The 19,158-nt window shown below is 67.4% G+C and carries 20 protein-coding genes; 10 read left to right on the forward strand and 10 right to left on the reverse strand.

The window, feature by feature from the left end; translation table 11 throughout:
• Nucleotides 1–56 precede the first annotated feature (56 nt).
• The 3 genes from AC5P5R_RS01595 to AC5P5R_RS01605 all read left to right on the forward strand — a co-directional run bounded on the left by AC5P5R_RS01595 (nt 57) and on the right by AC5P5R_RS01605 (nt 2,415).
• On the forward strand, nt 57–902 hold the full coding sequence (locus AC5P5R_RS01595; RefSeq protein ID WP_100437992.1) for an HvfB family MNIO-type RiPP peptide maturase: 846 nt from the start codon (nt 57–59) through the stop codon (nt 900–902).
• Nucleotides 895–1,629: an HvfC family RiPP maturation protein gene (locus AC5P5R_RS01600; RefSeq protein ID WP_100437991.1), complete on the forward strand. Its 735-nt coding sequence runs from the start codon at nt 895–897 to the stop codon at nt 1,627–1,629. The genes AC5P5R_RS01595 and AC5P5R_RS01600 overlap by 8 nt, the downstream gene beginning before the upstream one ends.
• A gap of 147 nt (nt 1,630–1,776) precedes the next feature.
• Entirely contained in the window at nt 1,777–2,415 is a 639-nt protein-coding gene (locus tag AC5P5R_RS01605; protein WP_043034153.1) for a ferric reductase-like transmembrane domain-containing protein, read from the forward strand.
• Nucleotides 2,416–2,471: 56 nt separating this feature from the next.
• On the opposite strand, the gene AC5P5R_RS01610 is transcribed toward AC5P5R_RS01605, so the two are convergent.
• The 5 genes from AC5P5R_RS01610 to AC5P5R_RS01630 all read right to left on the reverse strand — a co-directional run bounded on the left by AC5P5R_RS01610 (nt 2,472) and on the right by AC5P5R_RS01630 (nt 6,782).
• Nucleotides 2,472–3,608 (reverse strand): metallophosphoesterase, encoded by a 1,137-nt coding sequence (locus AC5P5R_RS01610; RefSeq protein ID WP_164281463.1) that lies wholly within the window; start codon nt 3,606–3,608, stop codon nt 2,472–2,474.
• Nucleotides 3,609–3,742: 134 nt separating this feature from the next.
• Nucleotides 3,743–5,281, reverse strand: coding sequence for a TerC family protein (locus AC5P5R_RS01615; protein ID WP_049460057.1), 1,539 nt, complete (start codon nt 5,279–5,281; stop codon nt 3,743–3,745).
• 43 nt (nt 5,282–5,324) lie between these two features.
• A complete protein-coding gene (locus tag AC5P5R_RS01620) occupies nt 5,325–5,549 on the reverse strand; it encodes a helix-turn-helix domain-containing protein (RefSeq protein ID WP_495226299.1) in 225 nt (74 codons plus the stop codon).
• Nucleotides 5,549–6,016 (reverse strand): DUF2975 domain-containing protein, encoded by a 468-nt coding sequence (locus AC5P5R_RS01625; RefSeq protein WP_005412578.1) that lies wholly within the window; start codon nt 6,014–6,016, stop codon nt 5,549–5,551. The genes AC5P5R_RS01620 and AC5P5R_RS01625 overlap by 1 nt, the downstream gene beginning before the upstream one ends.
• 184 nt (nt 6,017–6,200) lie before the next feature.
• On the reverse strand, nt 6,201–6,782 hold the full coding sequence (locus tag AC5P5R_RS01630; RefSeq protein WP_005412577.1) for an NMCC_0638 family (lipo)protein: 582 nt from the start codon (nt 6,780–6,782) through the stop codon (nt 6,201–6,203).
• Nucleotides 6,783–6,911: 129 nt separating this feature from the next.
• Between AC5P5R_RS01630 and AC5P5R_RS01635 the strand changes: the two genes are divergently transcribed.
• Nucleotides 6,912–7,223: a metalloregulator ArsR/SmtB family transcription factor gene (locus AC5P5R_RS01635; RefSeq protein ID WP_004147836.1), complete on the forward strand. Its 312-nt coding sequence runs from the start codon at nt 6,912–6,914 to the stop codon at nt 7,221–7,223.
• A 24-nt stretch (nt 7,224–7,247) separates the two neighbouring features.
• Nucleotides 7,248–8,642, forward strand: coding sequence for a DUF2867 domain-containing protein (locus tag AC5P5R_RS01640; RefSeq protein WP_100437989.1), 1,395 nt, complete (start codon nt 7,248–7,250; stop codon nt 8,640–8,642).
• A 38-nt stretch (nt 8,643–8,680) separates the two neighbouring features.
• On the opposite strand, the gene AC5P5R_RS01645 is transcribed toward AC5P5R_RS01640, so the two are convergent.
• Entirely contained in the window at nt 8,681–9,112 is a 432-nt protein-coding gene (locus AC5P5R_RS01645) for a pyridoxamine 5'-phosphate oxidase family protein (protein ID WP_012479407.1), read from the reverse strand.
• A 284-nt stretch (nt 9,113–9,396) separates the two neighbouring features.
• Here AC5P5R_RS01645 and AC5P5R_RS01650 point away from each other — a divergent pair, with 284 nt between their 5' ends.
• Nucleotides 9,397–9,831 (forward strand): hypothetical protein, encoded by a 435-nt coding sequence (locus AC5P5R_RS01650; protein WP_012479406.1) that lies wholly within the window; start codon nt 9,397–9,399, stop codon nt 9,829–9,831.
• A 35-nt stretch (nt 9,832–9,866) separates the two neighbouring features.
• The gene (locus tag AC5P5R_RS01655; protein WP_012479405.1) at nt 9,867–10,373 is read left to right on the forward strand and encodes a PaaI family thioesterase; all 507 of its coding nucleotides are present in this window, start codon (nt 9,867–9,869) and stop codon (nt 10,371–10,373) included.
• Nucleotides 10,374–10,382: 9 nt separating this feature from the next.
• On the opposite strand, the gene AC5P5R_RS01660 is transcribed toward AC5P5R_RS01655, so the two are convergent.
• The 4 genes from AC5P5R_RS01660 to AC5P5R_RS01675 all read right to left on the reverse strand — a co-directional run bounded on the left by AC5P5R_RS01660 (nt 10,383) and on the right by AC5P5R_RS01675 (nt 15,628).
• Nucleotides 10,383–12,125 (reverse strand): GGDEF domain-containing protein, encoded by a 1,743-nt coding sequence (locus tag AC5P5R_RS01660; protein WP_044571215.1) that lies wholly within the window; start codon nt 12,123–12,125, stop codon nt 10,383–10,385.
• Nucleotides 12,126–12,287: 162 nt separating this feature from the next.
• A complete protein-coding gene (locus AC5P5R_RS01665; RefSeq protein ID WP_005408485.1) occupies nt 12,288–13,313 on the reverse strand; it encodes an AI-2E family transporter in 1,026 nt (341 codons plus the stop codon).
• A gap of 107 nt (nt 13,314–13,420) precedes the next feature.
• Nucleotides 13,421–14,473, reverse strand: a complete 1,053-nt coding sequence (locus AC5P5R_RS01670; protein WP_138927386.1) for a sensor domain-containing diguanylate cyclase — start codon at nt 14,471–14,473, stop codon at nt 13,421–13,423.
• A gap of 147 nt (nt 14,474–14,620) precedes the next feature.
• A complete protein-coding gene (locus AC5P5R_RS01675; RefSeq protein ID WP_012479402.1) occupies nt 14,621–15,628 on the reverse strand; it encodes a LacI family DNA-binding transcriptional regulator in 1,008 nt (335 codons plus the stop codon).
• 95 nt (nt 15,629–15,723) lie between these two features.
• Here AC5P5R_RS01675 and AC5P5R_RS01680 point away from each other — a divergent pair, with 95 nt between their 5' ends.
• The 3 genes from AC5P5R_RS01680 to AC5P5R_RS01690 are packed head-to-tail and all read left to right on the forward strand — an operon-like array spanning nt 15,724 to nt 19,158.
• Entirely contained in the window at nt 15,724–16,776 is a 1,053-nt protein-coding gene (locus AC5P5R_RS01680) for a sugar phosphate isomerase/epimerase family protein (RefSeq protein WP_100437987.1), read from the forward strand.
• Between the two features lie 27 nt (nt 16,777–16,803).
• Nucleotides 16,804–18,021: a nucleoside permease gene (locus AC5P5R_RS01685; protein WP_060379929.1), complete on the forward strand. Its 1,218-nt coding sequence runs from the start codon at nt 16,804–16,806 to the stop codon at nt 18,019–18,021.
• A 12-nt stretch (nt 18,022–18,033) separates the two neighbouring features.
• The gene (locus tag AC5P5R_RS01690) at nt 18,034–19,158 is read left to right on the forward strand and encodes a Gfo/Idh/MocA family protein (protein WP_100437986.1); all 1,125 of its coding nucleotides are present in this window, start codon (nt 18,034–18,036) and stop codon (nt 19,156–19,158) included.

Consider the following 19,158-nt stretch of genomic DNA (forward strand, 5'->3'; position numbering starts at 1 on the left):
TCGACGTTCACCCGGCGCCGCCTTCAAGGCGGCGCCCTCCCTCTGGAGCATCCACCATGTCCCTGCCCCTGCCCGCCCATGCCGCCGGTCTTGGCCTGCGCCGTGGGCTGATCGACGAACTGCTGGCCATGCCGGCCGGTGCCATCGACTTCCTCGAAGTCTCCCCTGACAACTGGATCGGCGTCGGCGGTGCACACGGCGCCGCGCTGCGCCAGCTCAGCGAGCGCCATCCCCTGACCTGCCACGGCCTGTCGCTGTCGCTGGGAGGTCCTGATCCGCTGGACCGCACCCTGCTGGCAGAGACCCGTGCCTTCCTCGACCTGCACCAGGTGCAGCTGTACAGCGAACACCTGAGCTACTGCGCCGCCGGCGGCCATGTCTACGACCTGCTGCCGCTGCCGTTCACCGCCGAGGCCGTTCACCATGTCGCCGGTCGCATCGCCCAGGTGCAGGACATGCTGGGCCGACGCATCGCCGTGGAGAACATCTCCTACTACGCCGTTGCCGGCGCGGACATGAGCGAGACCGACTTCATCAACGCCGTGCTCGCCGAAGCCGACTGCGACCTGCTGCTGGACGTCAACAACGTCTTCGTCAACGCCTGCAACAACGGCTACGACGCCTTCGAATTCCTGGCCCGCGTGCCGGCCCACCGCGTCGCCTCGCTGCACGTAGCGGGCCACTTCGATGAAGACGATGGCTTCAAGATCGATACCCATGGTGCGCCGGTGAAAGGCGTGGTCTGGGCACTGTTGCGCGAGGCCTATGCGCGGGTGGGCGTGCGCCCCACGCTGCTCGAACGCGACTTCAACTTCCCCCCGCTTGCCGAATTGCTGGCCGAGGTCGGGCAGATCCGCCAGGCGCAGGCCGAGGCACGTTGGCCCGAGGTGACCCATGGCTGAGTCGCTGGCGACCCTGCAACGGCGCTGGGCCGATCATGTGCGCGACCCTGCAAAGACCGCACCCGATGGCATCGAGGCGCGGCGGATGGCGGTCTACCGCCGCCTGTGCATCGACAGCTTGGACAGCCTGCTGGCCGGCAGCCTGCCGCGGTTGAAGTCGCAGCTGGGCGATGCCTGCTGGCGCAACACCGTCGAGCACTACTACGCGAGGCACGCCTGCCGCACGCCGTTGTTCCCGCAGATCGCCGGCGAGTTCGCGGCCTGGCTGGCGGTGCAGGACACGCTGGCGCTGCCGGGCTGGGCAGCGGAACTGGCGCACTACGAGAGCACGCAGCAGTCGCTGCACATTGAAGCGCGTGACGGCGGGCGGCCGCTGCAGCGCGCTCCCGTAGGCAATGATGTGCTGGCGGTTTCGCCATTGGTGCGGGTGCTTGGCTACCAGTGGCCAGTACATGAGGACGGGGCGCTGGAGCCGGTGTTGAGCACGGCTCCCACGCTGCTGGTGATCCAGCGCCTCGCCGATTTCAGCCTGCAGACCGAGGAACTGTCACCGCTGGCCTACGCGCTGCTGTCGGTGTTCGGTGACGACAGCGCGTCGGTGGATGAAGCACTGCAGCTGCTGTCCGAAACACATGGCGTGGCAGCGGACGCATTGCGCATGGCCTGCGTGCCTGTTCTGGGCGAGCTGTGCGCGGCGGGCGTGCTGGTTGCATTGCCCGCTTTCTGAGGTTGCCGGCCAGCGGCCGGCACTACCCGTTCCTTGGCCGGCCAGCGGCCGGCACTACCCCTTCCTTGACCGGCCAGCGGCCGGCACTACCCGTTCCTTGGCCGGCCAGCGGCCGGCACTACCGTCCCCCTACTTCGAGGTCTCATCATGGCTCCTTCCAACACGTCCTTCCTGCATGGCTGGCGCCTGTTCGTGGCCGTAGCGGTGGTCCTGATCGCCTTCGCGCTGGCGGCCTTCGCCCTGTATCCCGATGCAGCCGAAGGCAGCCGAGCCGCGATCCGGGTCACTGCGCGCACATCGTTCCTGCTGTTCCTGGCAGCGTTCACGGCATCGTCGTTCGCCAGCCTTCTGCCAGGCCCGTTCACCCGCTTCCTGCTGCGCGAACGGCGCATCATCGGCCTGTCCTTCGCGTTCTCGCACCTGTTGCATGCAGTCGCGATCACCAGTTTCGGCGTCCTCAACCCGGCGTTCTGGCCAGCACGATCCGCGCTGGCCAACCTCCCGGGCACGGTGGGCTACATTGCCATCCTGGCGCTGGCCATCACCTCGCACCGGGGGCTCGCCCGGCGCATGGGACCCACCGCCTGGCGTCGCCTGCACGTCACCGGCATGTGGATCATCGCGGCGGTGTTTACCTACTCGTACTTCAAGCGCGTTCCGGGCAACTTCTGGTATGCGGTGCCGTCGGCGCTGCTGTTCACCGCCTTCGTGGTGCGCTGGATTGCCAAGCGGGCGCAGGCGCTGCGCCGAAGTGCGCATGTGCGGCCGCCGCTGCGGGCGGCCTGAGGGGCTGGGGCCAGATGCCTTTACCTGCGGGAATGGGATCTGACCCCCACTTCAGGTCAAGGCGCGCGGCGCAGCGTGATCAGGGTGATCTCCGACGGCACACCGATGCGCGCCGGGAAACCTGCGCAGAGGCCCGCACCGTTGCTCACGTACAGTGTCATCCCGTCCACGTCGTAGCGGCCGGAGACATAGCCGCCGTTGGCTCGTTTCACCAGCTGGTCCATACCAAAGATCTGCCCGCCGTGGGTATGCCCGGACAATTGCAGCTTCACACCGCGCGCGGCAGCTTCACGCGCATTGCGCGGGCGGTGATCGAGCAGGATCACCGGTGCAGAGGGATCGGCGCCGGCCAGCGCGGTTTCCAGATCCGGCAGCGGCAGGCCATAGCGTGCCGCCACCGGATCGGTGACGCCGGCGATGGTCAGCGCAGCATCGCCGCGCCGCACCTGCAGGTGGCTGTTCTCCAGCACCTGCATGTGCAGCGCGCGGAACGCCTGCATCCACGCCTGGTACTGCGCGTAGTACTCGTGGTTGCCGGTGATGGCGACGACGCCGTCCGGCGCCCGCAGGTCCGCGAGTGGACGCGCGTCGTCACGGCGGGCCTCGACACTGCCATCGATCAGATCACCAGTGATCACGATCAGGTCCGGCTTCAGCGCGTTGCTCTCGTCCACCACCCTGCGCACCCAGTCGCCGGTCAGCAGGCGGCTGGCGTGGATGTCGGTCAGCTGCAGTACGCGATAACCGTCGAACGCGACCGGCAGATCCTTGATCGCCACGTCGATCTGCCGAGGCTGGGGCACGGCCATGCCCTGGCTGATGCCATAGCCACTCACAAGCAGGGCCAGCAGGCCGGCCAACGGCCGCAGCTTCGAGGCGCGCAGGACCGATACGATGCGCGGCCAACGCAGCAGGCGCGAAAGCAGCAGGCCGGCATCCAGTACCAGCATCATCAAGGCGAGCAGCAGTACCGCCGTGGAGCCGGTGGCCAGAACGGCGATGGCCAGCTTCGGGATCTCTGGCGAGGCCATCGTGCCCCAGAAGGTGGCGACGATGCGCAGCTGCACGGCCACGCCCACCAGCAGCAACGACAGCACGACCTTCATCCAGATGGGCATGCGCAGCGGCCAGAACAGGCGCCAGGCCACATACAGGCCCATCAACAAACCGATCGTACTCAGCACTGCAACCATCCATGACAGAAAGCGGGCCCGCCATGGTGACGGCTGCGGGTCGTGTTGTGTAGAGCCGGGCCCATGCTCGGCTGCTCAGGAAGCCGTCGAGCATGGCTCGACGCTACAGAACCCCGATCGCGCATGGCTCGACGCTACGGACGCGCCAGGCGCTCCACCCGCAGGCGGGCGATGCGACGCTTCTCCATCGCCAGTACGGTGATGCGAACATCCGCAATCTCCACCGCGTCACCGATGTCCGGCAGGCGCCCCAGACGCTCCAGCACCAGGCCGGAGATGGTCATGTAGTCGGCACTCCGCGGCAGCGATACGCCGGCCAGCCGCTGCAGGTCGTCCAGAGTCAGCGCACCATCGGCCTCCCATTGGTCCTCGCCCTGCGCGACCACGCCATAGCGCTCGTCCTGGGTATCGACCAGGTCACCGGCAATGGCCGCCAGCAGGTCGTTGGCGGTCACCAGGCCTTCCACGCTGCCGTACTCGTCCACCGCCACCGCCAACGGCACCGGGTGCTGGCGGATCAGTTCCAGCGCCTGCAGCGCGCTGGCACTGGACAGCACGTACTGCGGCTCGCGCAGGTTGCCTTCCAGCTGCAGCGGCCTGCCCTGCAGCAGGTCGGCCAGCAGGTCGCGGCTCTGCACCACGCCACGCAGGCTGTCCAGGTCGCCATCACCCACCAGCAGGCGGGTGTGCGGCGACGCCACCAGGCGTGCCACCACATCCTCCTGCCCACGGGCCAGGTCGATCCACTGCACGTCGGCACGCACCGTCATCACGCTCGACACCGGGCGATCGGCCAGCCCCAGCACGCTGCGGATCATCTCGTGCTCCGCCGGCTGCAGGCGCTCTTCGGCATCGACGTGTTCGTCCGCGTTTTCGTCGTCGTGGCCATTGGCCGGGCGCGCGCCCAGCATGCGCAGCACGGCGTCGGCGGTGCGCTGGCGGAACGGCTGGCGGCGCTCGTTGCGCTCACGGTTGAAACGCACCCACTGGTTGAACGCCTCGACCAGGATCGAGAAGGCAATCGCCGCGTACAGGTAACCCTTCGGAATCTTGTAGCCCAGGCCCTCGGCCACCAGGCTGAAACCGATCATCAGCAGGAAGCCCAGGCACAGCACCACCACCGTGGGATGCTTGTTGACGAAGCGCGTCAGCGGCTTGCTGGCCAACAGCATCAGCGCCATCGCGATGGTCACGGCGGCATACATCACGCCAAGGTTGTCGACCATGCCCACCGCGGTGATCACCGAGTCCAGCGAGAACACCGCGTCGAGCACCACGATCTGTGCCACCACCATTGCGAAGCTGGCGTAGACCTTCTTGCCATCCTCGTGGTGTTCGCGGCCTTCCAGCCGTTCGTGCAGCTCCATGGTGCCCTTGAACAGCAGGAACAGGCCACCGCCCAACAGGATCAGGTCACGCCCGGAGAAGCTGTGGTCGAACAGCGTCAGCAGCGGCTCGGTCAGTTTCATGATCCACGCCAACGCCGCCAGCAGCACCAGCCGCATCAGCAAGGCCAGCGCCAGGCCGATTACCCGCGCGCGGTCACGCTGGTGCGGCGGTAGCTTGTCGGCAAGGATCGCGATGAACACCAGGTTGTCGATGCCGAGAACGATCTCCAGCACGACCAGGGTTGCAAGGCCCATCCAGATCGAGGGGTCAGCCAACCATTCCATTTCAGGTCCGTTTCGTCAGTAGGTAAGGGGAAAGAGCGACCGCTCAGTCAGCGTCCTGTGCCCGCGCCGGGTCGTGCCCGAGCAGGTCGCCGGGCGTGCACTGCAGCTCGCGGCAGATCGCATCAAGGGTGGAAAAGCGGATGGCGCGCGCCTTGCCGGTCTTCAGGATCGACAGATTGGCCAGGGTGATGTCGATGCGCCCGGCCAGCTCGGACAAGGTCATGCCCCGTGCCTGCAGCATGCGGTCCAGGGTGATGACGATCGCCATCAGATGACACCGTCGAGGTCGTCGCGCATCGCTGCGCCCACGGCGAAGACGCGCGCCAGCACGAACAGCATCAGCACGGCCACCAGGCCAGTGATCGACATGCCACCGCCGACCTCCATCCAGGTGAAATCCGGGCCCATCCAGGCCGAATAGGCACCGATCAGGATCGACAGCAGTTCCATTGCCAGCATCAGCCAGGCCATGCGCTGCAGCCGCCGTGCATTGGCGTGGGTGAACGGCCGCTCGCGCGCCGCCGACTTCAGCAGCCTCAGCAGATGGCGCAGGAACAGCAGGCACAGCACCAGCAGCGCGATGATCGCGCCCAGGCCCAGGCAGAAGTGCAGGAACAGATCATTGCCGTGCGCGGCAGCGGCCTCGGCGTCATGCACGCTGTCGAGCAGCCAGCGACGGTCGTGGGCGACCAGCGGCACCGCCAGCAGTGCGGCCAGGATGCCCAGCCAGCACATCGCCCGGACGGCCTGTACGGCGGCCTGGGCCAGGGCAAACAGGCCTCGCGCGGGTCTGGCGCGGGCGGGACGAGCGGTCAAGCGGCCTCCGGTGTTGGGGTGGACGCGCCGCCCCGGGATGGATTTATCGATAAACGATATATCACACGCCCCGTGAAAGGCTGAACCGCAGGCGTGGCTCCTGTCAGGGCCCGGGCGCGCCCCGCTCCAGCATCGCTTCACCCGGCGTCGCAGAGGCCATCGCCTGCACGCCGGCATCGGCGGCCTGCCGCGTGACCAGGCGGAAGCGCACCTGCAGCTTGCCCTGCCCCGGGGTGGCCCAGCCGTACTGGATGGCCACCTGATCGGCCGAGAGCGGCCCACGTCCCGGCAGCGAGCGCACCTGCAACGGCATCGGCGCGGCCTGCACCAACCGGGCGAATCCCTTCTGCACGACCGCCGCGTCGGCCTTCTCGGCGTAGACCGTGCACGTGCCATCGTCAGCCCAGCTCACCGCATAACGGCCACTGGCCAGGGGCACCATCCAGGCCACGCCCGATTGCCCCTGCAACAGCGTGGCGGCTTCGGCGGGCTGCAGCGGCGACAGCCCATTGGATTCCATCAGCGACTGCAACCGCGCCGGGGCCCCGATGTGCTGCATGCAGGCGGTATCGAACAACTCGCTGAAGGGATCCTGCGCCGGAGCCTTGGCCTTGGGCGTGCGCGCGGGTTGCGCCGCCGCCAGGGTGGGCAGCAGGGCCAAAGCCAGCCAGAACGCAGGACGCATCGGGATTCCACGCTACGAAGAACAGCAGGGAGGATGGCAAAGCCCGGGCGCGCCGCGCAATGGGTCATGGCTTGACAGCCGCCACCGGCGGGAGGAGTATCAGTTAATGAATTAGTTAATTAGCTCGCCATGGACCGCATCTTCGAAGCCCTTGCCTCCACCGCCCGCCGGCAGATCCTGGCCTATCTCAGCGCCGGCGAACTCAGCGCGGGCGAGCTGGCCGAGCGCTTCGACTTCAGCAAGCCGGCGTTGTCCAGCCACCTGCGCATCCTCGAGGAAGCCGGACTGATCGAACGCGAGAAACGCGGCCAGTTCGTGTACTTCAGGCAGGTACCCGACCGTTTGGCCAACACGTTGTTCTCGTGGGCGGCCGAAGTCTGCCCTGTCGGCGGCCCGCTCAAGCGTGAAGCCCGCGCCCGCCGCAAGTCCCCCGCCCGCTGATCCGCCCCGCCAAGGAGCATGACGATGCCTGGTTCGACCCGCGATCGCCGTTCGTTTCCAGCAGTGCAGCTTCCGGCACAGGACGGCGGCAGTCCGACCGAAGTCACCCTGATCGCGCAGCTCGGCATCGGTGCCGGTGACGCGCTGGTGAGTGACGCCGGCCAGCGTCAGCGCCACCACCCGGCGTTCATCGATGCGTTGGATGAACCTTCGGCGCGACTGGGTGGCATGCACCTGCAGCACGGGGATGCCTCCTCGCTGTACAGCTTCACCGTCGGTGCCGGTGGCCACCCGTTTCATCGCCATGCAGGCCCGCGCATGTTCACCGCCATCGCCGGCAGCGCGGGAGCCGAGCTGCGTTTCGCCACCGCCTCCGACACGCAGCTGGCAGCAGATCCCGGTGCCTTCGCGCGCACGCTTCGGCGCATCCGCATCCCACCGGACTGCCTGTTTACCGTGCGCTTCGGCGGCGGCACCTGGCACCAGTTCGCGTCGAACCATCCTGCACATCCCGCGCTGTTCGCGTTGTCCTGCCACAGCAATGAACTGGCCGGCGCGATGAGCGAGCAGGCGCGTGCACAGGTGCAACGCAATGCCGCCGATATCCCCAGCCTGACCGAGGTGCTTCCGAAATCGCACTGGCCTTCGGGCACTTCGCTTGCGGCGGCACCGCTGTTGCAACTGTCGCTGCAGGCGGCGCCTCCCAGCCTGTGCGCACACCTCTGCGCGCGTACCCGTGCCCTGCTCGGCCCGCTGCGCCGCATCCCCATGCGGCCGCTGCACGGGTTCGTCGAACGTGCCACACCGGCCTATCCCATCCGTTCGCGGCCCGCCGCCACCGATGGCCTGCTGCCCACAGCGCTGCCGCACAGCCACTACCAGGACCTGACCACCCTGTGCCTGGAACCCTCGCAGGTGGTCCACCGCTCCGCGTCGGCACTGCTGGCCGATGTACTGGACGGCTTCCTGCGCAATCCGCCCAGCGGCGTAGGCCATCTGATGGCGCTGCGAAACCGACTGGTGGCGCCGTTGCGGTTGCGCACGTCGCCGCTGGGATGCCCGGTGTCGTCACTGCTGTCCACCGATCGCAGCCGGTTGTTCGCTGGTCGATTTCCGGTGCTGGATTCGCACATCGATACGCAGGACAACGACGCCGAGGTCCTGCTCGGCGCCGACGATCGGCACCTGCGTTTCCGCAGCAGCGTGCGCGTGCAGCGGCGTAGCGATGGACATGTCGAGATCAGCCTGGGCTCTCGCGTGCAGACCTTCAATGCGTTCGGCGGCATGTACATGGCACTGATCGACGCCGGGCACCGGCACTATGTCGCGCCGGCACTGCTGCGGCGTGCGGTGGAACACGCCTTGGCACCGGAGCTGGCCAATGTTGGGGATCCGGCAGCACACCCTGCGAACTGCTGACCCTGGAACACGATGCGCCGGGCCCTGCACGGTTCCGCTCAGATAACGATTTCGCCCTCGTCCTCGCCATCCCAGTAGTGGATGCGGCTGGCGCGCACGTGAATCAGCACCAGTCCCGGTGTATCCACGCCCTGTTCGAACCATCGCTCCAGGTCCTTCACCCAGTGCTGGCTCATCGTGGCCCGGTCGCGCACCAGCGCTGCCCTTCCCTGCACGTGCACGAACAACGGTGGCTTGCCCAGCAGCGACTTGCTGCCGGAAAAACCCAACGCGACGGCGGGGTCAGCTTCAATCTCGCGCACCATGTCGGTGTCTTCGGTGGTGAAAAACCAGCTGTCACCGTCATAGTCCACGTCGCCGTTGTTGCTCATCGGACGACCGGCAATCTCTCCGCCGGCGTGGGTCTGCAGCATCGTGAAATCGATGCCGGCCATTTTCCTGGACAGTTCAGGCAGGGTGAGCTGGCTCATGTCGTCGTCCCTCGTCGGATGGAATCCCAGCGTCTGCGCAGAGCGGTGACCGAAGCGTGGATGGGCAGTTGCGACCTCTTCACAGAAAACGCGATAGGGCGCATGGCACGTGTGTGACGCATTCCTCACCACCACACCCGCGTTAAAGGCGGATGGAGGAACGGTCCTCCACGCCGCGACACGCCTCTAACAGGGCATTGCCCGAGAATCGCGCAACCTCGCGATGCATCCGGCATGGCCGCCGGCATCACCGAGGCTCCCCTCCGCAACCGCATGGCCCCCACATGGACCTGTTCGCCTGGCTCGCGTTCGGCTGCTACCTGTTGGCGTTCTTCATTGTCTCGCTGTTTGCTGCGGCCTACCTGAAACGCTCCGACTTCATGCCCTACCACGGCCAGGCCGTGGGCCTGCCATGGAAGGAGGTCGAACCGCGCATGCAGTTGCTGCTGATGGCACTCATCCGCGTGGTCGGCGCCGGTTGGATCGCACTGGCCGGCGCCGGCGTGATGCTGGCCTGGCTGATCTTCTTCGGCGGACACTTCGCGCTGCCGCAACTGCTGGCCTTCCAGCTGTTCTGCCTGGTCGCCACCGTGCCGCCGGTACTGGTCGCTTCCGGCGTGCGGCGACGCACCGGTGCGCGTACACCGGTGCCCGCCGGCGCCGCGGTGGTGCTGCTGTCGGTCATCGGATTCGTGCTGGCCCTGTTGGCACTGTCCTGATGCGTGCTCCCTCCTATCCCTCCATCGAGGCTCCCATGAATCCCGAATCGATCTTCTACAGCGTGGTCAACGGTGATCTGCCGCCCTCCCAGGCGGGCACCCTGCTCGGCTGGCGATTCGTCGAATACGACGACGCACTGCGCCGCATCCATGTCGAGTTCGACGCCGGGCCGATGCTGACCAACCCGATGGGCAACGTGCAGGGAGGCTTCCTGTCGGCGATGCTGGATGACTGCATGGGGCCGGCGATCTACGCCACACTGCCCGCCAACCGCATCGCGGTCATGGTGGAATCCAAGACCAGTTTCGTCAGTCCGGCACGACCCGGGCGCATCATCGGTTGGGGCGAAGTCGAGCACAGCAAGGGGAGCATCGCCTTCACGCGTGGCTGGCTGACTGACCCGGCAGGCAACGTACTGGCCACCGCCACCGCCACCTTCCGGGTGGGTGCGCTGCGCTGGCGTGGCTTATCGGTACCACGCCCGATCGCGCGCCGGATGATCGCGCGGACGCTGCGGCGGGTGCATGCACGCATCGGCTGAGGCGTACCCTCAGCGCGTGATGCGGCCGCCACCCGCCACCCGTACCCGATCACGCCCCTGCGCCTTGGCCCGGTACATGGCCGCATCGGCGGCACGCAGCAGGGTGCGCCAGCCCAGCGCGTCGGTGCCGCCCTCGGCCACGCCGAAACTGGCGGTCACCCGCAGCACGGTGCCGCCGGCCAGCGCGATGTCCATCTGCTGCAGGGCCAATCGCAACGACTCGGCCAGCTGCCGGCCACCGGCCAGATCACCGTCGGCCAGCAGCACCAGGAATTCCTCGCCGCCATAACGGGCGATGCTGTCGCTGCGGCGCAGCTGATGCCGCAACAACTGCGCCACCCGCACCAGCACTTCGTCGCCGGCATCATGACCATGGCCATCGTTGATCGCCTTGAAGCGATCCACGTCCAGCAGGATCACCACGGCGCTTGCATCGCCCCCCGCGTGTCTCTGCTGCACCACCTCATCCAGCGCGCGCCGGTTCAACAATCCGGTCAGCTCGTCGGTGCCAGCGAGCTGGCGCAGCTCGCTGGTCAGTGCCGAGCGCTCGCGCGATTTCTCACGCAGTACTTCGATGGCGTCGAACAAGCGCTGCATCTCGGCCAGCGGGTGGGTGACATGCTGCTCCGGACCGGGTGCATCCGAGGCAAGCTGGATCACCTGCGCCTGCGCCTGCAGCAACGGCTGCAGGATCTGCCGGTGGGCAATGCGCAATGCCACGCCCAGCACCACCAGTGTGCCCAGCGCGGTCGCCACCAGCACGGCCAGGCGCATGGCCTCGCGATTGCGGGTGCGTTCAAAGCGGGCGATGGACACGCTCAGGTAGCCATCACGCAGCGCCTCAAGCGACTGCAGGGTCGGCACGTAGCGCGTGGTGAATTCGGCGGCGGTCCATGGCGGCGGCAGGCCTCGGCGGCCATCTTCGATCAACTGCTCGATCATCGGCAGCGATTCGCCGAAGAACTGCCGACGCGCCATGTCCCAGTGCCATGACAATTCCGGGTCACTGCGGAACACCGACTCGTGGCTGCCCGCCAACCGCCACAGCTCCAACAGGCGACCCTCGGTCTGCAGTGCAGCGCGTACCTGTTCCTCCCGCCATGCCCCTGGCACCGCCACCGGCGCCATCACATTCGAGGCCAGGCGGCCACCATGCTCGCGAAGATCGATCAGCACCTGGCCCTGCATCGCCGGAATCGCTGCTTCACGGTCGGCGCTGACCAGCACGTTGATCTGTGCCGAGGTCAGCAGGTGCAGGCGATCGACCACGGCGAACATGCCACTGATCGCACGCTCCACCTCCTCCACGCGGCGTGCGTCATGGGGTTGCGCCACGACCCGGTCGACCGCAGCCCGCGCCGATTGCAGGCGACGTTGCGCGTCGGCCAGCAGCCCATGCTCGTTGACCACTCCCGGATCAGCCTTGAACACGGTGTCCAGCTGCAGCAGGGCAGCGTCGACCCGCTTGCGCGCGGCCGCCAGCTGCGCGGCCAGCCGTGCCTGCTCGGCCGCATCGGCCGGGTCGGCCCCCAGCAGGCTGTTGGCGGGGCCGCGTTCGGCCGACACCAGGTTGGCCAGGTCGAAGGTCTGCCGCAGCTGGCGCAGGCTGGCCAGGTTGTCCTCGGCGGCCGTGAAGCGCAGCGTGCCCTGCACCAGTGCGATGGCCATCAGCGGCAGCGTACAGACTACGAACAGCCCAGCCAGGATCCAGACCCAGGTCCGCAGTCCGATGGGCGACGCCTTGCGGGCCATGCACATTTCCCCTGTAGTACCGAACACTGTAACGGCCGGCTACACAGGCGCCAAGCCACTCGCGGGCCAACCGTGGCGGTGGGTATACCCTGCCGACCGCGAACGCACCGACAAGGCCGCGCGGACATTCGAACCGGGACAAATACGTCATGCCCAGCCGCGTCAGATCCAGCGCTGGTCGACCAGTTCGCGCTTCACGTAGGCATAGAACACCGGCGCGGCGACCAGGCCCGGCAGGCCGAACGCCGCCTCCATCACCAGCATGGCCAGCAGCAGCTCCCAGGCACGCGCCTGGATCTCGCCACCGACGATGCGCGCATTGAGGAAGTACTCCAGCTTGTGGATCACGATCAGGTACAACAGCGCGGCCACGGCCACATAGAACGAGACCGACAACGCGACGATGCTGATGATGGTGTTGGAGATGATGTTGCCCACCACCGGCAGCAGGCCGGCGATGAAGGTGATCAGCACCAGCGTCTTGGAAAGGGGCAGGTGCACGCCGAACAACGGCAGCACGCCCAGCAGGAAGATGGCGGTGAAAAGGGTGTTGAGCAGGGAGATCTTCACCTGCGCGAACACCACCTGGCGGAACGCGGTGGCCAGGCGGCTGGTGCGCCCGATCAGCTCCTGCGCCAGCGGCCCCATCGTCGGCAGCGGCAGTTCGTCATACAGCGCGATCATCGCGCCCAGCACCATGCCGATCAGTACGCGTACACCCACCTGCACCACCGAGGTACCGGCCACGCCCAGCTGGCGCTGGTGCTCGGCGGCCCAGTCATTCAGCGCCGCACGCAGCGCCGGCATGTCCTCGGGGATATACGGCTGCAGCAGCGCCGGTACCTGGTGGCGCGACGAATTGAGGATATCCATCAGCCGTGCCAGCAGCGCGTCCGGCCCACCGGTCTCGTTGCGGAAGAACGACGCCACGCCGATGCCGGCCAGCACCAGCGCGCTGATGATGATTGCCGACAACACGATCACCGCGATCGCCCGCGCCCGTCCCGGCGGCAGCTTGCCTTCCACGGTGGACGCCAGCACATGGGTCAGCTGGAACACCAGCAGGCCCGACAGCAGCGTCACCACCAGGCCGAGCTTCAGCGCCAGCCACATGCCCAACAGCATCATCAGCCAGGCCGCGATCCTCGCAACGGGGGGCTTGGGCTGGGCAACGAGGGCGTCTTGCATGGGCGGCGCGTCCGGGCGGGGTGGCCCATGGTAGAGGATTGGCGTGCCGATTCCGCGTGCAGGATGAACGGGCGTTTCGGCCTCGTTCGGCGGCAGCCGTGCCGCACTCACTCGCCGTAGCTGGCTGTGTTCTTGCCCTGCCGCTTGGCGTGGTAGAGCGCGCGGTCGGCCAGTGCCAACCAGTCCTCGACACTACCGCCACGCGGCGTCGCGGCAATGCCGATACTCACGCTGAACTCCACGCCCGGCGTGGCCTGCCGCGCGGCCTCCAGCAGGTGCAGGCGCACCCGCTCGGCCACGTGCATCGCATCGACGGGCGCGCAGTCGCGCAGCAGCACTACGAACTCATCGCCCCCCAGCCGCGCGGGCGTATCACCGGGCCGGGCAAAGGTGCGCAATGTCGCCGCGATATGCCGCAGCACCTCGTCACCGGCGCGGTGGCCATGCGAGTCATTGATGCGCTTGAAATCATCCACATCGAGCATCAGCAGGCAGGCAAAGCCGCCCTGGCCCTGGGCCCGGTCCAGCGCCTGCTGCGCACGCAGGATCAGGAAGCCACGGTTGGCCAGCTCGACCAGCGGGTCCATCCGGCTGAGCCGCTGCAGCTGACGGTTCTGCGATTTGACCCGGCGCGCCAGCTGCCAGCTGAGAATGCTGAGGCCGATGCCATACACGAACAGGAACGGGACACTCAGCACGATCGTGCGCTGCGAGGCGACCGGCTGGTAAGGGAAGCCGAGCAACCACCAGGTGAGTGCGAAGCCCAGCAGCAGGGCCAGCGTGGCGCGCATCGCCAGGCGCACGCCACCGGCGGCGATCTTGTCGGCCACCAGCAGCGCGGCGAACAGTGCGCTGGGCACCGCGCTCAACGCCATGAAGGCGATCCAGCCACCGCCGAAGAAGGAGTCGGCCACCATGCAACGGAACTGGACGACCGCCGGCTGGCGGGAGCGCTGGGTCAGCAGCAATGCCAGTGCCGGCCACGCCAGCGCGTTGAGCAGCAGCAGGACCCACGCCAGCCCGCCATCCTGGCGTTCAAGCATGATCGAGGCGATGGGGATCGCTCCCAGTCCATTGCCGACGAAACGCATCCAGCCGATGCGACGTGCCGCGCCAATGCCTTCGACCGCGCCTTCCGCCGAATCGGTGAAGAATGGCATTGCCGCCCCCCTTGCGCGATCGCACCTGCTGCTACGGCCCTTGCCGGGCTGCCTGCGATGAGTCTGACAGCTTTGCGTCAATTCGGGATCAAGGTTGCACGATATCGCGCGGGCCGGCTGCCACGCTCCCGCGGCCCCACCCCGTGGTCACCCGCGTCGGGGCGCAGCCGTCGATCCCCGCACCATCAGGCTGAAATCCAGCGTCTGTTGAAGCGGGACATCCACCTGTTCGATGATGGCGAGCAGCAGGTTGACCGCGCGCGCGCCGATTTCCCGCATCGGCTGCCGGATGGTCGTCAGCGGCGGCGTGAGGTAGCGGGAAGACGCCAGATCATCAAAGCCGACGATGGACAGGTCTTCCGGCACGCGGATGCCCAGCTCCCGGCAGGCCGCCAGGGTGCCCAGCGCCATCTGGTCGCTGAAGCAGAAGATCGCGGTTGGTGCGGACGTGCCGTCCAGCAGCGCCATGGCAGCCGCATGGCCGGATTCCACTGAAAAATCCCCGGGCACGATGCTCAGCTGGCGCAGGCGGCCGCGCGCCTTGCCGGCCGCCCGCACCCCTTCCAGGCGCTGCTGGTGCAGGGGATTGTCCGGCGGCCCACCGACCACGGCGATCCGTTCATGGCCCAGTGCGTACAAGTGCTCCATGACGGCACGTGCGGCGGCGGCATTGTCGATGTGAACACTGGGCAGGCCGAGCGCGGGATCGAACTCGCAGCCGTTGACCACCGGCGCGGCAGCCCCCCTCTGCTGGACAATCTCGCGCGCCGTCGGTGGCAGGCGATGGCCAAGCACGATCATGCCGTCGGCCTCGTTGCGCCGGAGCATCTGCGCGTAGCGCTCCTCGCGGTCGGGTTGGTCCTGCGTATCGCCCAGCAGCACCGCATAGCCGACAGCCTGCGCGGCGTCTTCCGCGCCCTGCAGGATCTGCGCGAAGAACGGGTTGGCGATATCCGGCACCGTGACCAGGATCTTGCCGCTGCGCTGGGTCTTGAGCGTGCGGGCGACCGTGTTGGGCACGTAGCCCAACGCCGCGGCGGCCTGCTCGATGCGCGTGCGCGTGGCCGGCAGCACTTTGTCCGGCCGCGAAAGTGCACGCGACACGGTGCCGGCGGAGACGCCGACGTGCTTTGCGATGTCGTAGATGGTGGCCATGGCGTTAGTTCTCCCGCCCGCTGTGCACTGCACAACAGGTCCTGCGTAAGCCCCTGCTAGGATAATGCAATCGATTGCATCGAGGGCGAATCACGTTGAAGACGCTCAAGGGTCCAGCGCTGTTCCTGGCGCAGTTCATCGGCGACACGGCTCCTTTTGATCGGCTGGACACGCTGGCCGGATGGGCCGCGGGTCTGGGCTATTCTGGCGTACAAGTCCCCACCACGGCGCCCCACCTGTTCGATCTGGCCGAGGCGGCACGCAGCCAGGCGTACTGCGACGACGTCGCCGGCATGCTGGCCGGTCATGGCGTGCAGATCACCGAGCTGTCCACCCATCTGCAGGGGCAGCTGGTCGCGGTCCATCCGGCCTACGACAGCTTGTTCGACGGATTCGCACCCGCGGACAAGCGTGGCGATCCCGCCGCCCGCCAGGCCTGGGCGGTGGAGCAGCTTCTGTTGGCCGCCAAAGCCAGCCAGCGGCTGGGGCTGACCGCGCATGCCACGTTCTCCGGCGCATTGGCCTGGCCCTATTTCTATCCCTGGCCGCAGCGCCCACCGGGACTGGTGGAAGAAGCCTTCGCCGAACTCGGCCGCCGCTGGCGCCCGATCCTCGATGCCTTCGATGCCTGCGGCGTGGATCTCTGCTTCGAGATCCACCCGGGTGAGGACCTGCACGATGGCGCGACTTTCGAACGCTTCCTCGATGTGGTGGATCATCACCCCCGCGCCAAGATCCTGTACGACCCCAGCCACCTGCTGCTGCAGCAGATGGACTACCTGGGTTTCATCGACCGCTACCACGCGCGCATCGGCATCTTCCACGTCAAGGACGCGGAGTATCGCCCCAGCGCAAGCAGCGGCGTGTATGGCGGCTACCAGGACTGGATCGAGCGTCCGGGCCGCTTCCGTTCGCTCGGTGATGGCCAGATCGACTTCAAGCCGATCTTCTCGAAGTTCGCCCAGTACGACTTCCCCGGCTGGGCGGTACTGGAATGGGAGTGCTGCCTGAAGCACCCCGAGGACGGCGCACGCGAAGGTGCCGCCTTCATCCGCGACCACATCATCCGCGTGACCGAACGCGCCTTCGACGACTTTGCCGACAGTGGCACGGACGCCGCATCACTGCACCGCATGCTGGGAATCTGAGCCAAGACCGCCCCGGGAGGGCAAGCCATGACGCACGCCATGTCGCGCCTGGGCGCGATGATGTTTCTGCAGTTCTTCATCTGGGGGGCGTGGTTCGTCACCCTCGGAACCTACCTGGTGCAGGGCCCGCTGCAGGCCAGCGCGAGCCAGGTGGCCACCGCCTTCCTCAGCCAGTCCATCGGCGCCATCGTGGCGCCGTTCCTGGTCGGGCTGATCGCCGACCGCTACTTCGCGGCGCAGCGCATCCTTGCGGTGCTGCACCTGGCCGGCGCGGTGCTGATGTGGCTGGCGTCCACGGCATCCAGCTTCAGCGTGTTCTCGGCCTGCGTGATGGGCTACATGCTGCTGTTCATGCCGACATTGGCACTGGCCAACAGCGTGGCGATGCGGCACATGCAGTCGCCCGAGAAACAGTTCCCGCTGGTACGCGTGGCCGGCAGCATCGGCTGGATCGTCGCAGGCGTGCTGATCGGCTGGCTGGGCTGGGAACAGGCGCACCGGCTTGAACTCACCTTCCGCATGGCCGCGCTGGCATCGCTGGTGCTGGGCCTGTATGCATTCACCCTGCCGCACACGCCACCGCTGGCGCAGCAGCGCGATGCCGGACTGGGGCAGATCCTGGGGCTGGATTCGTTGCGACTGCTGAAGTCGCGTGCCTACCTGGTGTTTTTCCTGGCGTCCATCGCCATCTGCATCCCGCTGTCGTTCTACTACAACTTCACCAATCCGTATCTCAACGACCTGGGCGTGCGCGGCGCAGCAGGCCTGCAGTCGCTGGGCCAGGTCTCCGAAGTGCTGCTCATGCTGGCCATGCCGTTCCTGTTCGTGCGGCTGGGGGTGAAGACCATGCTGGCGGTCGGCATGGCCGCCTGGGTGGTGCGCTACGCCATGTTCGCCTTCGGCGATGCGGGCAGCGGCTTCTCGCTGCTGGTGATCGGCATCGTGCTGCACGGCATCTGCTACGACTTCTTCTTCGTCACCGGCCAGATCTACACCGATGCGCATGCCGGCCCCGCCGCGCGCAGCAGCGCGCAGGGCTTCATCACCCTGGCTACCTACGGCGTGGGAATGCTGATCGGCACCTTCCTGTCCGGCGCGGTGGTGGAGCACTTCACCACCGAGGCCGGCCCCGACTGGCAGCAGATCTGGCTGTTCCCGGCCGGCGTTGCACTGGTGGTGTTGATCGCCTTCCTGCTGCTGTTCCGCGACCGGCCGGCGGCCACGGCCGCGCCCTCCACACCCTGAGGATCCCCATCGATGCCCAAGCTTGGAATCGCCATCGTCGGCGCTGGCATGATCGGTGCAGTGCATCGTCGTGCCGCACTGCTGGCCGGTGCCGAGGTGCGCGGCGTAGCCGCCTCGTCACCGCAGCGCGCGCATGAGGCCGCGCAGTCCTGGAATGTCCCGCGCGCCTACCGGGATATCGAGGAGGTGATCGCCGATCCGCAGGTACAGGTCGTGCACGTATGCACGCCCAACCATCTGCACCGCGCCATGGCACAGGCTGCGCTGGACGCCGGCAAGCACGTGATCTGCGAGAAACCGCTGGCGACGACACTGGACGATGCACAGGCGCTGGCGGCGCTGGCCGCATCGACCGGATTGGTTGCCACGGTGCCCTTCGTCTACCGCTACCACCCAGTGGTGCGCGAGGCGCGCGCACGCATCGCCCAGGGCGATCTGGGGCCGTTGCACCTGATCCACGGCAGCTACCTGCAGGACTGGCTGCTGGACCCGGCCAGCAACAACTGGCGCGTGGACCCGGCGTTGGGCGGCGCATCGCGCGTGTTTGCCGACATCGGTTCGCACTGGTGCGACCTGGTGGAATGGGTCAGCGGCGAACGCTTCGTCGAGGTCAGCGCGGCGCTCTCTACGGTCATCGCCGAGCGCGGCGCCGTCAGCGGACAGAGCTTCAGCACGCCAACCGCAGCCAGCGCAATGCAGGCGGTAACGAGCGAGGACGTGGCTGCGGCGATGTTCAGGACCGGTGCCGGCACGCTGGCGTCATTGACGGTCAGCCAGGTCTCCGCCGGGCGCCACAACCGCCTCTGGTTCGAGATCGATGGCGCCAAGGCCAGCGTGGCCTTCAATCAGGAGGATGCCGAACGACTCTGGATCGGCCTGCCCGACCAGCGTGAGGAAATTTTCGTGCGCGGTCCGGGCGCCGGCAGTGCCGATCAACGCCGCCTTTCCGTGCTGCCGGCCGGGCATGCACAGGGCTACGCCCAGTGCTTCGAAGCGTTTGTCGCCGACACCTATCGCGCCATCGAAGGCGATCAGCCGCAGGGGCTGCCCACCTTCGAAGACGGCCTGCGCTCGGCGCAGATCGTTGATCGTGTCATTGCATCGGCCAGGTCACGCGCCTGGACCACCATCGGTTGA

The sequence above is a fragment of the Stenotrophomonas sp. YJH_SMC_19 genome (assembly GCF_059367915.1).

Bases quoted from the DNA above. Each gene is read 5' to 3' on its own strand.
- AC5P5R_RS01655 (WP_012479405.1), top strand. From the start codon at position 9,867: ATGAATCCCGAATCGATCTTCTACAGCGTGGTCAACGGTGATCTGCCG.
- AC5P5R_RS01650 (WP_012479406.1), top strand. From the start codon at position 9,397: ATGGACCTGTTCGCCTGGCTCGCGTTCGGCTGCTACCTGTTGGCGTTC.
- AC5P5R_RS01630 (WP_005412577.1), bottom strand. From the start codon at position 6,782: ATGCGTCCTGCGTTCTGGCTGGCTTTGGCCCTGCTGCCCACCCTGGCG.
- AC5P5R_RS01625 (WP_005412578.1), bottom strand. From the start codon at position 6,016: ATGTGCTGGCTGGGCATCCTGGCCGCACTGCTGGCGGTGCCGCTGGTC.
- AC5P5R_RS01640 (WP_100437989.1), top strand. From the start codon at position 7,248: ATGCCTGGTTCGACCCGCGATCGCCGTTCGTTTCCAGCAGTGCAGCTT.
- AC5P5R_RS01605 (WP_043034153.1), top strand. From the start codon at position 1,777: ATGGCTCCTTCCAACACGTCCTTCCTGCATGGCTGGCGCCTGTTCGTG.
- AC5P5R_RS01645 (WP_012479407.1), bottom strand. From the start codon at position 9,112: ATGAGCCAGCTCACCCTGCCTGAACTGTCCAGGAAAATGGCCGGCATC.
- AC5P5R_RS01610 (WP_164281463.1), bottom strand. From the start codon at position 3,608: ATGGTTGCAGTGCTGAGTACGATCGGTTTGTTGATGGGCCTGTATGTG.
- AC5P5R_RS01620 (WP_495226299.1), bottom strand. From the start codon at position 5,549: ATGGCGATCGTCATCACCCTGGACCGCATGCTGCAGGCACGGGGCATG.
- AC5P5R_RS01675 (WP_012479402.1), bottom strand. From the start codon at position 15,628: ATGGCCACCATCTACGACATCGCAAAGCACGTCGGCGTCTCCGCCGGC.
- AC5P5R_RS01600 (WP_100437991.1), top strand. From the start codon at position 895: ATGGCTGAGTCGCTGGCGACCCTGCAACGGCGCTGGGCCGATCATGTG.
- AC5P5R_RS01690 (WP_100437986.1), top strand. From the start codon at position 18,034: ATGCCCAAGCTTGGAATCGCCATCGTCGGCGCTGGCATGATCGGTGCA.
- AC5P5R_RS01660 (WP_044571215.1), bottom strand. From the start codon at position 12,125: ATGGCCCGCAAGGCGTCGCCCATCGGACTGCGGACCTGGGTCTGGATC.
- AC5P5R_RS01595 (WP_100437992.1), top strand. From the start codon at position 57: ATGTCCCTGCCCCTGCCCGCCCATGCCGCCGGTCTTGGCCTGCGCCGT.
- AC5P5R_RS01635 (WP_004147836.1), top strand. From the start codon at position 6,912: ATGGACCGCATCTTCGAAGCCCTTGCCTCCACCGCCCGCCGGCAGATC.
- AC5P5R_RS01685 (WP_060379929.1), top strand. From the start codon at position 16,804: ATGACGCACGCCATGTCGCGCCTGGGCGCGATGATGTTTCTGCAGTTC.
- AC5P5R_RS01670 (WP_138927386.1), bottom strand. From the start codon at position 14,473: ATGCCATTCTTCACCGATTCGGCGGAAGGCGCGGTCGAAGGCATTGGC.
- AC5P5R_RS01615 (WP_049460057.1), bottom strand. From the start codon at position 5,281: ATGGAATGGTTGGCTGACCCCTCGATCTGGATGGGCCTTGCAACCCTG.
- AC5P5R_RS01665 (WP_005408485.1), bottom strand. From the start codon at position 13,313: ATGCAAGACGCCCTCGTTGCCCAGCCCAAGCCCCCCGTTGCGAGGATC.